This window comes from Novosphingobium sp. HR1a, from assembly GCF_015594425.1.
Taxonomy (GTDB): domain Bacteria; phylum Pseudomonadota; class Alphaproteobacteria; order Sphingomonadales; family Sphingomonadaceae; genus Novosphingobium; species Novosphingobium resinovorum_A.
This window is the reverse complement of sequence record NZ_JABXWS010000097.1, coordinates 51978-64089: the sequence shown is the minus strand read 5'-3', so window position 1 is coordinate 64089 and position 12112 is coordinate 51978. Positions and strand designations below refer to the sequence as shown.

Below are 12112 nucleotides of genomic sequence, written 5' to 3'. Positions count from 1 at the left end.
CTCCTCTTTTATCGGGCGTCTTCCAGGATCATGTCGGCGCACTTCTCGCCGATCATGATCGAGGGGGCGTTGGTGTTGCCGGACGGCAGGCTCGGCATGATCGAGGCGTCGGCGACGCGAAGCCCGGCGATGCCGTGGACGCGCAGGCGCGGATCGACCACCGCGTCGGCGCTGACACCCATCCGGCACGAACCGACCGGGTGCAGGTTGGCGATGGCGGCGGCGCGCACGTAAGCCTCGATCTCCGCGTCGCTGCGGGCATCCGCGCCGGGCGATATCTCGCCAGCATTGTAGGGCGCGAGCGCGGGCTGGGCGGCCACGCCGCGCACCACCTTCACCGCCGCAATCATCGCGTCCACGTCGATGCGGTCGGTCAAGAAGTTTTGGCGGATCACCGGGTCGGCCAGCGGGTCCGGCCCGCGCAGCCGCACCGTGCCGCTTGCGCGCGGGTTGAGGTGGACCGGGCTCATCGTGAAGCCGGGGAAGGGGTGGGCCTTCATGCCCGCCGCCGTGCGGCTCTGGACGGTCCAGATGTTGGTGTTGACCTGCAGGTTGGGCCGGTCCTGCCGCTCGTCGGTGCGGGTGAAGATGCCCGCATAGATGCCGTTGCTGGCGAGCGGCCCCTTGTTGAACAGGACGTAGTCGATCCCCGCCTTCAGCTTGCGCAGCGGGCTGTTGGCCAGTTCGTTGATGGTGATCGGCCGGGTGCAGCGGAACATCAGCGAGATGTAGAAGTGGTCCATGAGGTTGGCGCCGACCCCCGGCAGGTCGAGCACCGGCGCGATGCCGCTTTCGCGCAAGTGCGCGGCGGGGCCGATGCCGGAAAGCTGCAGAAGCTGCGGCGACCCGAAGGCGCCGCCGCAGACCACCACCTCGCGCCGCGCCTTCGCGGTGACCAGGCCCGCTTTGGTGCGGTACTCGATCCCGGTGGCGCGGCCCCCTTCGACGAGCACCCGGGTAGCATGGGCGCCGGTCTCGATCTTCAGGTTGGCCCGCCCCCGCGCCGGGGTGAGGTACGCCTGCGAGGTATTCCAGCGCCGGTTGTTGCGGGTGGTCGTCTGGAAGAAGCCGGTGCCTTCCTGCTCCGCGCCGTTGAAGTCTGGGTTGTAGGGAATGCCCGCCTCCTGCGCCGCCTCGACGATGGCGACGGCGATCTCGGAGCGGCCAGGCTGGTCGGACACCGTCAGCGGCCCGCCGACGCCGTGATAGGCATTGGGCCCGCGCTGCTGGTCCTCGGCTTTGCGGAAGTAGGGCAGGACGTCGGCGAAGCTCCATCCCTCGCAGCCGCGCTGGCGCCAGTCGTCGTAGTCGCGCGCGTTGCCCCGGATATAGAGCATGCCGTTGATCGAACTGGTCCCGCCCAGCACCTTGCCGCGAGGCTGGTACATGCGGCGGCCGCCGAGTTCGGCCTCGGGCTCGCTCTCGAACATCCAGTTGACCCTGGGATCGGCGAACAGCATCGGGTAACCCATCGGCGGCCTGATCCAGAACGCCTTGTCCTCCGGCCCGGCCTCCAGCAGCAGCACCGAGTAACGCCCGTTCTCGCTGAGCCGCGCCGCGACGACGCAGCCTGCCGAGCCCGCGCCGCTGACGATGAAATCGAACTCCTCCATTTACGCCGCCTGCCCCGCAAGGTGTCTGCCCGCGATATAGGCGAAGGTCATGGCAGGGCCGATCGTCGCCCCCGCGCCCGGATAGGCTCCGGCGAAGACGTTGGCCTGGTCGTTGCCCACTGCGTAGAGGCCCTGCACCGGCGCGCCCTCGCCGTCGAGGACGCGGGCGTGGCGGTCGGTCTTGAGCCCCGCGAAGGTGCCGATGATCCCGGCCTCCATGCGGATGGCGTAGTACGGCCCCTTGGTCAGCGGGCCGAGGCAGGTGTTGGGCCGGTGCTCCGGGTCGCCCTGATAGACGTCGTAGACCCGCCCGCCGCGTCCGAACTCGGGGTCCACTCCGGCCTCGGCATTGGCGTTGAAGGTCGCGACCGTACGTTCCAGCGCGGCGGCGTCGATGCCGCACTGGGCGGCGAGTTCCTGCAGCGTCGCGGCGCGCTTGAGGTAGCCGCTGCGCAAGTGCTCGCCGTGGGGAATGGGGAAGGGGCGGACCATGCCGATGCCCCATTTCTTCACCGCCGCCGCGTCGCCGATCAGCCAGCACCATGCGCTGGTGTCGCCCTCGCTGGCGCGGGTCATCTGGGGGACGAGGTCGTGGTAGGCGCTGGACTCGTCCCCGAAGCGGCGGCCATCCGGGCGCACGGCGATGAAGCCGGGCTTCTGACGGTCGATCAGGTGCGGCCAGACGCCGGTGAAGTCCGTCGAGCCCGGCAGCACCGAGACCGGCATCCACGGCGCGGCATGGGCGACATTGCCGTTGAAGACACCGCCGACGCTCTCGGCCAGGCGGATGCCGTCGCCGGTATTGCCGGGGTTGGTCGGGTTGCGCTGCTCGTGGTTGTTCGCAGGTGCCGGGAACGAGGCGGCGCGGCGCTCCGGGTCGTTGGGATAGCCCCCGCAGGCGAGGACGACGCCCCGGCGTGCGGTGATCCGCACCCGGCCCTGCGGGGTGTCGATCTCGGCCCCGGTGACGCGCCCGTCCGCGCGGGTCAGCCCGGCAACGGGGGAGGACAGCCAGATCGGCACGTCGAGGTCGAACAGCGTGCGCGCCAGCCGCGCCACCAGCGCCCGCCCGCGCACCACCTGCTGCCCCTCGCCATAGCGCAGCACGTCGGCGAAGTGCCGGGCCAGTTTCTTCGCGACGAAGCCCAGCGCCTTGACCGATCGGCCAGCCTTCATGAACTGGATCATCTCCACGCCCGAACCCACGGCGAAGCCGAGGAACAGCGTCTGCGGCAATTGCTGTTTGAGGTTCTTCAGGTGCGGCCCGAGTTCGCGCGCCTCGTAATCGACGGTGCCGATCGAGCGGACGATGGAGCTATGCGCGCTCTCCGAATGATAGTCGGGATAGTCCATGCCGTAGAACCGGACGTGGCTGTTTTCCTCGAGAAAGCGCACCATGCGCGGCGCGGTGTCGAGATAGGCCTCGACCCGGTCGGGCTCGATGTAGTTGCCGGTTTCCTCGACCAGATAGGCGCGGGCGCTGGCGATGTCATCGCTCTGGCCGGTGGCGCGCTGCATGGCCGGGGAGTGGTGGTTGCCGGGCACCCACAGCACGCCGCCGGAGGTCGCGGTGGTGCCGCCGAAGACGGCTTCCTTCTCCACCACCAGAACGTCCAGCCCGGCGCGCCGCGCGGTGACGGCGGCGGTGAGGCCCGCCGCGCCGGTCCCGGCGATGAGGACGTCGACGGTCCTGTCTCCCATGGTCATGCGTTCACCTTCTCTTTCGCGGCGTTGGCGCCGGCGATGCGGCCGAAGACGACCGCGTTGCCGATCGAGGCGCCGCCCGCCGCGTAGCATTGGCCGAACATGCCGCCGGTCGTCTCCCCGGCGGCGTAGAGGCCCGGCACCGGGCGATCGTCGGCGCCGAGCACGCGGGCTTCGGTGTCGATACGGATGCCGGTGCCCGTCCAGCAGATCACGGCCGGGCGGATATGCGCGGCGTAGAACGGCCCTTGCGCGACTGGCCGCAGCATCGCCGAGGGCTTGAAGTAGTCCTCGTCGTTCCCTATTTGTACCAGCGAATTGTAGCGCTCTGCCGTCGTCGCAAGACGGGCGGCGGGCACGCCGAGTTTCCCGGCAAGGTCCTCCAGCGTCGGTGCGCTGATCAGCGTTCCGGCCTCCACATGGTCCAGCAGCCGGTCCGCCGTCCAGTTGGGGGCAGGCCGGTATTTGGTGGTCTTCGAGGCGAGGCGCGATGCCTCGTCGAACACCGCGAAGCAGTCCCGTCCCGGCTGTTCGTCGAGGACGGCGGCGAGGACCGAATATTCTATCGTTTCGTCGATGAACCGGCGCCCGTCGCGGTTCACCATCATCAGCCAGCCGGGGAGGTAGCTTTCGAGGTCCTTGACGAAGCCCGGAGTGATCAGGAGCAGGCCGCGATTGGCCTTGCTCAACTGCCCCTCCACTTGCGCGGCAAGGCCGAGGCCATCGCCCCGGCAGGTAGGGGCGCCGATATACCAGTGGAGGTCGCCGTAACGCGAGGCATCGGGATAGAGTTGCGCCAGCATCTCGGGATTGGCGCCGAAGCCGCCGGTGGCGATCACCGTTGCGGCGCTGAGCACCGGCGCGCCGTCGGCGACGATGCCGCAGACCCGGCCGTTCTCGACCAGCAGGGTTTCGACGCGGGTATCGAGGACGGTGTCGATGTTCCTGCCGGACAGGAAGCCTTCGAGGCCCTCGACGATGCCCGCGCCGCCGTCGGTGGCACGGTGGCCGCGCCGAATCTTGTCGACACCCGATGAATAGAGGTTGTCCACCGTGAACCCGATGCCAAGCCCGCGCAGCCACTCGAACGCCTCGGCCGAGCGTTCGCAAAGCGTGCGCACGAGCGCGGGCTCCAGCTTGTACTGGTTGAGCGTCATATAATAGTGGAACATCGCCTCGGCCGTGTCGTCCTCCAGCCCGGCCTCGCGCTGGAGCGATGTGCCCGCCGCGTAGAACACGCCGCCGGACAAGGCGCTAGACCCGCCGGTGCGGTCGGCTGCCTCGACCATCAGGACGCTGGCGCCGCCCTGTGCTGCAAGCGCCGCGGCGCTGAGCCCCGCCGCCCCGGTGCCAATGACGATGACGTCGTAATCGAGAGCCTCACTCATCGCCGCTTCCACTCCCGCGACGGGCGACACAACGGAAATCCTCTCAGCCATGACCGGCATCGGGCGCCTCTCCATCCATGATTGTCGTTGGGCCGCAGCGCCTCCGCACGAAGGCGGTCACGCTCGCGGCCGATGACCCGAAGCATGGCGAGCGACGGGTAATAAGTCTAGCTCAATTGTTGCTATCTGGCCGCACTTTGAATGCGGCCTATCGCTGAAACCCGCAGGTTTGGCGGGGTTGCGGGCTTGCGCGCGCCATAAAAAAGCAATCATGATCGACTTTTTTATTGTCACGGCGAATCATCCTGCGCATAAAGCCGGGCAGAAAAGAGGTTGGATCACCACGGCGACGAATCGCCGGGTGCTCCAGGGAACGGGATGAAGACTGGCTCAACCGCGCACTCCGGCATGTCCGGGGGCTGTGGTCATGCCTTCGATTTTCTAAATAAGTCATCCTTCGCAGCGAAGAGATGAACGGGGAGAAGAGAATGAAGGACCTACCGAACTTTCATCGCGCCTGCCTGCTAGCCGGGCTCATGGCGTCGGCTTCCGCGATCGGCCTCGCCAGCCCCGCGATGGCTCAGGACGCCGCCCCTCAGGCGGCTGCGGGCGGCCTCGAAGAAATCGTCGTCACCGCGCGCAAGCGTTCGGAATCGCTGCAGGACATTCCCGTCGCGGTGACCGCCTATTCGCCCGCGCAGATCGCCCGTCAGGACATCTCCAACATCGAGCGCATCGCCGCGACGACGCCGAACCTCACGGTCGGCCGCGCGACGACGGGTTCGGGCGCGCAGATCTCGCTGCGCGGCATCGGCACCCCGGCGAGCGCGCTGGGCATCGAATCCTCCACCGCGATCATCGTCGACGGCATCTATTACGCCAGCGGCCGCATCCTCAACGAAGGCTTCTTCGACCTGTCGCGGATCGAGGTGCTGAAAGGCCCGCAGGCGCTGTTCTTCGGCAAGAACGCGACGGCGGGCGTGATTTCGATCACCACCGCCGATCCCGGCTCCAGCTTCGAGGGCTCGACCCGTGTGGGCTACGAGTTCCGGGCCAAGCGGCCCTACATCGAGCAGATGATCTCCACGCCGCTCACCGACACGCTCGGGCTGCGCGTGGCGCTGCGGGCATCGAAGATGTTCGGCGGCTATTCGCGCAATTACGCCACGGCGCAGCCCTTCACCGTCACCGACCAGGCCGGCGGCCCGGTACAGAACCTGGTTGCGCCTCCGGGCGACCGCCGCGGACCCAAGGAGAAGGAACTTGTCGGCCGCCTCACGCTCAAGTGGGAGCCGACCGACACCATCACCAACACCTTCAAGGTGTCCGCCAACGAGACGACCACCAACGACGGCGCCTGGAACAACATCGTGTTCTCCTGCGCCACCGGGTTCAGCACGCTGCAACCCGGCGTGCCCTGCAAGCGGGACTGGAAATACTACCACAACCAGATGCCGACCGAGATTGCTGCGAACTTCCCCTTCGCGCGCGCAGATGGCGAACTCTACACGAAGTACCGCTCCTGGCAGGCGACCAACAATCTGGAATGGAACCTGGGCGATGTCACGCTGACGTCGGCCACCAACTACCAGAACCAGAACAACCGCTGGCTGACCGACAGCGACTACCAGCAGCGCGCCGTGCAGATCTACGTCGGCTCGCGTGAGAAGTGGTGGGCGTTCTCGGAGGAACTGCGCGCGCAGACCAACTACGACGGCCCGGTCAACATGATGCTGGGCGTGCTGTATCAGAAGACCAAACTGCAGTCCGACCAGTACGTCTATTCGGGCAACACGCGCGTCAGCACCCAGCGGCCGGAATGGGAATACGTCGCCTTCGGCAAGGATTCCTACACCAAGGGTGAGACGATCTCTCCCTTCGCGCAAGTCACCTGGAAGGTCGTGCCCGAGGTCGAGCTGTCGTCCGGCATCCGCTATACACATGAGACCAAGGACAGCTTCTTCGTCCACCCGGTCAATCGCCCCGGCCAGATCAACCGCCTGAACGACCCGATCTACAAGAACCAAACCTTCACCAACTGGAGCCCGGAAATCACCGCGTCGTACAAGCCGGTGCCGGGCGTCAACATCTATGGCGGCTTCAAGACCGGCTACAAGTCGGGCGGCTTCTCAAACCAGAGTTCCTATACCAACGCGTCGATCCCCGCCGATCTCGACTTCGAGCCGGAGAAGGCCAAGGGCTTCGAGGGCGGCGTGAAGACCACGCTGTTCAACAACCAGCTGCGCTTCGACGTTGCGCTCTACACGTATGAGTATACCAACCTGCAGGTCGATTTCTTCGAGGCGCAGACGTTCCGCTACATCACCACGAACGCGGGTTCGGCGCGCACCAAGGGCATCGAAATTTCGACCGAGTGGGCGCCGCATGCGCTTCCGGGCCTGACGATGCGCGGCGCGCTGAACTACAACAAGGCGCGCTACGTGGACTTCATCGCACCGTGCGTCACCGGCCAGACCCGCCTGCAGGGCTGCAATCCCACCGCGAGCAGCCCTTACGGCGGCCTCTTCGTGCAGGATCTGAGCGGCAAGCCGACGGCCAACGCGCCGCGCTGGACGGCGGCGCTGGGCACCAGCTACGAGGCAGACCTCAGCCCCGACATGTCGCTGACGCTCTCGGCCGATGCGCGCTATTCCAGCAGCTACAATGCATCGCCGTTCAACAACCCGATCGCGACGCAGCCCAAGTACGTGAACCTCGACGCGTCGCTGACGCTCAGTTCGAAAGCGGGCTGGGATCTGGCGGTCATCGGCAAGAACCTGACCAACCAGTTCGTCATCTCGGGCGCGCTGGATGCGCCGGGCACCGGTCGCGGCACCGGGACCGATGGCGGCGTGCTGGGCGACCAGCGCGGCTATGCCAACATCCCGCGCACGGTGCAGGTGCAGGTCACTTACCACTACTGATTGCAACGAATTTTCCGGTTCGTCCTCCCGGTTTGCAGGACACCCATCCTCTCCTGGCCGGTACGCGATCCTCCAATCGCGCGCCGGCCTCTTGTTTCAGGAGCGTTCGCGTGTGTTTAGGCGAGTGCCTTGTCCAGCACGGCCAGATGCGTGGCATCGAGCGTCAGGCGCGTGCCTGCGACGAGGTCGCCGAGCTGTTCGGGGCGCGATACGCTGGCGATCGGAGCGGTGACGCCCGGCTGCGCCAGCATCCACGCAATGGCGACGGCCACCATCGAGGCGGCCGTCTCCCGCGACACCTGCTCCATCGCGGCGATCAGGCGGGGCACCTCCGGGCGCAAGAAGATCGGTCGGAGGTAGACCTCGCGGGGATGGCCGGCGATGTCGTCGAGGCTGCGGTACTTGCCGGTCAACAGTCCATTGGCGAGCGCGTAGAACGGAACCACGCCAAGCCCTTCGCGCAGGGCGATCTCCTGCAGCGCCCCTTCGTAGGTATCGCGCTCCAGCAGATTGTAGCGCGGCTCGATCACCGCGAAACGCGCCCAGCCATTGGCGTCGCTGACCGCCAGCGCCGCATCGAGGCGGTCCGGCGCGTAATTGGAAGCGCCGAGCACCCGCACCTTCCCGGCTTTCACCAGCCGGTCGAGGGCCTCAAGGGTTTCTTCCAGCGGTGTTTCGGGATCGTCGCGATGAGCGAAGTAGACGTCTATGCGGTCGGTGCCGAGCCGCTGCAGCGATTCCTCGATGGCCCCGGCAATGCGCGAGGCCGAAAGGCCCTTGCCGCCAGCGCCGGGGAGCAGCCCGACCTTGGTGGCGATCAGGACCTGCTCGCGCTTGCCGCTACGGCGCAGCCACTCGCCGATCAGCGTTTCGGATTCGCCGCCCGCATTGCCTTGGACCCAGGCGGAATAGACGTCGGCGGTGTCGATCAGTGCGCCGCCTGCATCGACGAAAGCGTCGAGGATGGCGCAGCTTTCCTCGCGGTCGGCGGTCCAGCCGAAGACGTTGCCGCCCAGCATCAGCGGGGCGGCGGTGAGGCCGGTGCGGCCGAGCGGACATGGGGTCACTTCGCTGTCTCCCGAATGTCAGAGGTGCCGGACAGGGTCGCTCCCGTCCCAGCCCAGCGAGGCGGTTTTCACGTGGGCATGAATCTCGCGCATCACCGGGACCATGTCGATCAGTTCGACGATCGGTCCGGGCGCTCCTGCCGCAGGTTGCATGTAGGCGAAGCGGGTGCGCTGCGAGGCGCCTTCGGTCGCCACGGTCAGACCCGCGCCAAGCGCCGCCTGCCGCTGGGCGTCGAAATCGTCGCTCGCCATACCGATGTGATGCAGGCCGCGCCCGCCTGCGGCGAGGAAATCGCGATAAGTCGATGGCGCGGGGCCGGGCACGATCAGCTCGATCTGCATCGCTCCGCTGTGGGCGAGGGCGACCTGGGAAATGATCGCGGTATCGTCCACATCCTCGCCGCCATTGCGCAGCCAGATGAATTCGGGCCGCGGCATGACGAAGAACGGACCTATACCGAGACTTTTGGTCCAATATGCGATTGCGGGTTCCAGAGCCTCGACCAGATAGCCTGCCTGCATGGCCTCGCCGTAGAACCTGCTCATGACCCTCTCTCGCTGTCTTCGTTGTTCTTGTCGGGTTATAAAAACAAGCAGTCAAGACTGCAAAATTCATGGCTCGCGCACGAGGGCGCAGGCGATCGCGGTGGTGCAGGGCGGAACCATAAGATCAAGGATTATTCGAGATAATCGAATGGAACGCTTGCGTGCCCAGCCACGCGGCGGCCAGCATGAGACGTTTGAGCATCGGCGAATTGTGCATATGAAACATTCATCAATGAATCCAATAATGGAGAGCGAAGATGCGGCTTGAGGGTAAGGTCACGGTAATAACCGGAGCGGCAAGCGGGCTTGGCGAAGCGACCGCGCGCCGGTTCGCGCGGGAGGGCGCCGTGCTGGTGCTTGGTGATATCAGGCAGGACGCGGGCCAGTTGCTGGCGGACGAGCTTTCCGCCGCTTTCGTTCCCTGCGACGTCACCCGCGAGGAGGACGTCGCCGCCCTCGTGGATCAGGCTATGGTGTTGCATGGTCGGCTGGACTGCATGGTCAACAACGCCGGGCAACTCGGCGCAGTGGGCCGCGTCGAGGCGATCGAAGCGGCGGCGTGGCGCAATACGCTGGCGGTGCTGCTCGACAGTGTGTTCTACGGCATGAAGCACGCCGCGCGCGTCATGCGGCCGCAGGGGGCGGGCGTGATCCTCTCGACCTCCAGCGCCGCCGGTCTCGCACCCTTGGGGCCGCATGCCTATACTGCGGCCAAGCATGCAGTGATCGGACTGACCCGCTCGGTCGCAGCGGAACTGGCGGCCGACGGTATCCGGGTCAATGCCGTCGCGCCCGGAAACGTGCCGACCCGCATGACCGAGCTTGCCTATGGCGATGCCGCCGCGATGCGCAAGGCCGCCGAGGCGCGCAACCCGCTGCGCCGCGTCGTCGAAGCCGACGAAATCGCGGGGGCCTTCGCCTATCTGGCCGGCGACGACGGGCTGAACGTTACAGGGCAGGTGCTCGCAGTCGATGCCGGGCTTGTCGATTGCCGACTGGGATCGGACTATTATGCCCGAACTCCGGCGTACTTTTCTGTAGACGGAGACCGCTAGAATGTGAGCGCCGCCCTTGCCATCAGGAGCGGCGTCAGGCGGATTTGCGGGCTGCGCGCTCGCTGGGACGGAAACCGATCTCGGCGAGCAGGTCCATAAGCCGCTGGCCGTCGGCGCGAACGCGGTCGCGCCATTCCTTGTGGTCGAGGTGACCAAGCACCGAACGCTGGAACAACCCGGCTTCGCGCACCGCATCGCGAAGCAGGGCGGCCGGCACGACATCAGCGTCCACTGCGCCGCTTTCGACGGCACGAATCTCGATGACGCGCGCCACCTGCTGGGCACGGCTGCGGTTGAGGGTGTTCATATCCACGTTTCAGGCTCCCGGGCGGGGGCAGCATCGCGACCGATACCGCGCTGTCTCTCATTCCGGGAACACGGCCGGGCCGATTAAGTTTCGGTTCATCCGCCGAATTTGCACTGCCGAGTGAAATTTTTCCTTTGCGTTCAAATGTGAACGCGGAAAGTCAGGCGTGGATCGGCAGGATTTCCGGCGTCTCGTGGATCTCCAGAATCTCGAAGACATTGCCGAAGAAGTCGCGGCAATAGGTTCCGGCATAGCCGTGTTTCATGCCGCTCGCATCGACGGTGATGCCCTCCATCGCGGGCGGCGTGTGCACCGGCAGGCCCGCCGCGACGATCCGTTCGTGGACGGCAAGGACGTCCTCCACTTGCAGCGCCACATGGGTATAGCCGTATTCATTGACGCCCCGGCGCGGGTCCTGCGGTGCCTGTTTGGGGGCGAGATATTCGAAGACTTCGATCTGCACGTTGCCGAGGCGACAGAAGAATTGCCGGGCGGCGCTGCCCTCCAGCCCGACGACCTGATCGATGAAGGGGTTGTCGGACCAGCTCAGCGGCTCGACCTCCTCGACCGCGCCGAGGATGTCCAAGTAGAATTCGCGTGCCTTGCCCAGATCGGGCACCGATACGCCGATATGGTGGACGCCGATGACGCCGGGCAGTTTCTGGGCCATGCTCCGCTCCTCCATTTCAGACCTGGCTGAACCCGCCGTCCATCACCAGTTCGTCGCAGGTCATGAAGCTGGAGGCGGTGGAGGCGAGGAACACCACGCCGCCCGCCATTTCCTCCGGCTTGCCGAGGCGGCCGATCGGGTGTGCGACGTTCATCGCCGCGATCGAGGCTTCGCGCGAAGGCGCAGCGCCAAGCTCGATGTAGCGGTCCATGATCGAGTTCAGCATCGGCGTGTCGATCCCGCCGGGGTGCACCGAGTTGACGCGGATGTTGTATTTGAGCGCGGCGAACTCTGCGCCCAGGCACTTCGAAAGCATCTTGATCGCCGCCTTGCTGACGCAATAGGCGGCATTGAACGCCGCGCCGCGCAGGCCGCCGACGCTCGAGAAGTTGATGACCGAGGAGCCCGAGGCCCGCGCCTTACCGCCTTCCTGAAGCAGACCCAGCATGACCTGCGTGCCGATGATAGCCGAGTCGACGTTGATGGCGTTGACCTTGTGGAACTCGGAGAGCGGGGTGTCTTCGAACTTGGTCACGATCGAGAAGCCCGCGTTGTTCACCAGTGCATCGAGGCGGCCATATTTTTCGCGCACCAGCGCCTCCACCGCGCGCCAGTCGGCCTCGCTGGTGACATCGTGCCTGAGGTAGTGGTCGGCGCCTTCGATGTCTGCGCTGTCCTTGAGGTCGGTGGCGATCACGGTGGCGCCGGCGGCCTTCATGGCCTTGACGATCTCGCGGCCGATGCCGCCGGCAGCGCCGGTGACGACGGCGATCACGTCGGGAAGGGCGATGGTCATGGTCTTGTCTCTCCCAAGGGCCTCTGTGTGCCGCTGTAGTGG

Annotated in this window: 10 protein-coding genes; 2 read left to right on the top strand and 8 right to left on the bottom strand. The window is 66.3% G+C overall.

Annotated features, from left to right (window positions below; translation table 11 throughout):
* Window positions 1-8 precede the first annotated feature (8 nt).
* Genes HWN72_RS25760 through HWN72_RS25750 form a run of 3 tightly spaced genes read right to left on the bottom strand, consistent with a single transcriptional unit; the run spans window position 9 to window position 4765 of the window.
* On the bottom strand, window positions 9-1613 hold the full coding sequence (locus HWN72_RS25760) for a GMC family oxidoreductase (RefSeq protein ID WP_036526559.1): 1605 nt from the start codon (window positions 1611-1613) through the stop codon (window positions 9-11).
* Entirely contained in the window at window positions 1614-3320 is a 1707-nt protein-coding gene (locus tag HWN72_RS25755) for an FAD-dependent oxidoreductase (protein ID WP_211151704.1), read from the bottom strand. It lies immediately after the preceding gene.
* Complete coding sequence (locus tag HWN72_RS25750; protein WP_236727366.1) at window positions 3317-4765, bottom strand: FAD-dependent oxidoreductase; 1449 nt, start codon at window positions 4763-4765, stop codon at window positions 3317-3319. Before HWN72_RS25750 ends, HWN72_RS25755 begins: the two co-directional genes overlap by 4 nt.
* A 428-nt stretch (window positions 4766-5193) precedes the next feature.
* Between HWN72_RS25750 and HWN72_RS25745 the strand changes: the two genes are divergently transcribed.
* Window positions 5194-7629 carry a TonB-dependent receptor gene (locus tag HWN72_RS25745; protein ID WP_036526556.1) on the top strand — a complete coding sequence of 812 codons (2436 nt, stop codon included), beginning with the start codon at window positions 5194-5196 and terminating at the stop codon, window positions 7627-7629.
* A gap of 116 nt (window positions 7630-7745) precedes the next feature.
* Here the strand turns inward: HWN72_RS25745 and HWN72_RS25740 are convergent, their stop codons facing one another.
* Entirely contained in the window at window positions 7746-8696 is a 951-nt protein-coding gene (locus HWN72_RS25740) for an aldo/keto reductase (RefSeq protein ID WP_036526555.1), read from the bottom strand.
* Window positions 8697-8714: 18 nt separating this feature from the next.
* Window positions 8715-9242, bottom strand: a complete 528-nt coding sequence (locus tag HWN72_RS25735) for a VOC family protein (protein WP_036526554.1) — start codon at window positions 9240-9242, stop codon at window positions 8715-8717.
* 257 nt (window positions 9243-9499) lie between these two features.
* Between HWN72_RS25735 and HWN72_RS25730 the strand changes: the two genes are divergently transcribed.
* Window positions 9500-10297, top strand: a complete 798-nt coding sequence (locus HWN72_RS25730) for an SDR family oxidoreductase (protein WP_036526552.1) — start codon at window positions 9500-9502, stop codon at window positions 10295-10297.
* 34 nt (window positions 10298-10331) lie between these two features.
* Here the strand turns inward: HWN72_RS25730 and HWN72_RS25725 are convergent, their stop codons facing one another.
* The 3 genes from HWN72_RS25725 to HWN72_RS25715 all read right to left on the bottom strand — a co-directional run bounded on the left by HWN72_RS25725 (window position 10332) and on the right by HWN72_RS25715 (window position 12070).
* Complete coding sequence (locus HWN72_RS25725; RefSeq protein WP_155986283.1) at window positions 10332-10610, bottom strand: hypothetical protein; 279 nt, start codon at window positions 10608-10610, stop codon at window positions 10332-10334.
* A gap of 154 nt (window positions 10611-10764) precedes the next feature.
* Complete coding sequence (locus tag HWN72_RS25720; RefSeq protein WP_036526677.1) at window positions 10765-11274, bottom strand: VOC family protein; 510 nt, start codon at window positions 11272-11274, stop codon at window positions 10765-10767.
* A 16-nt stretch (window positions 11275-11290) separates the two neighbouring features.
* A complete protein-coding gene (locus tag HWN72_RS25715) occupies window positions 11291-12070 on the bottom strand; it encodes an SDR family oxidoreductase (RefSeq protein WP_036526549.1) in 780 nt (259 codons plus the stop codon).
* Window positions 12071-12112: the final 42 nt, after the last annotated feature.

Coding starts and splice junctions, on each gene's coding strand:
- HWN72_RS25730 (WP_036526552.1), top strand. CDS start 9,500: ATGCGGCTTGAGGGTAAGGTCACGGTAATAACCGGAGCGGCAAGCGGG.
- HWN72_RS25715 (WP_036526549.1), bottom strand. CDS start 12,070: ATGACCATCGCCCTTCCCGACGTGATCGCCGTCGTCACCGGCGCTGCC.
- HWN72_RS25760 (WP_036526559.1), bottom strand. CDS start 1,613: ATGGAGGAGTTCGATTTCATCGTCAGCGGCGCGGGCTCGGCAGGCTGC.
- HWN72_RS25735 (WP_036526554.1), bottom strand. CDS start 9,242: ATGAGCAGGTTCTACGGCGAGGCCATGCAGGCAGGCTATCTGGTCGAG.
- HWN72_RS25745 (WP_036526556.1), top strand. CDS start 5,194: ATGAAGGACCTACCGAACTTTCATCGCGCCTGCCTGCTAGCCGGGCTC.
- HWN72_RS25750 (WP_236727366.1), bottom strand. CDS start 4,765: ATGCCGGTCATGGCTGAGAGGATTTCCGTTGTGTCGCCCGTCGCGGGA.
- HWN72_RS25755 (WP_211151704.1), bottom strand. CDS start 3,320: ATGACCATGGGAGACAGGACCGTCGACGTCCTCATCGCCGGGACCGGC.
- HWN72_RS25720 (WP_036526677.1), bottom strand. CDS start 11,274: ATGGCCCAGAAACTGCCCGGCGTCATCGGCGTCCACCATATCGGCGTA.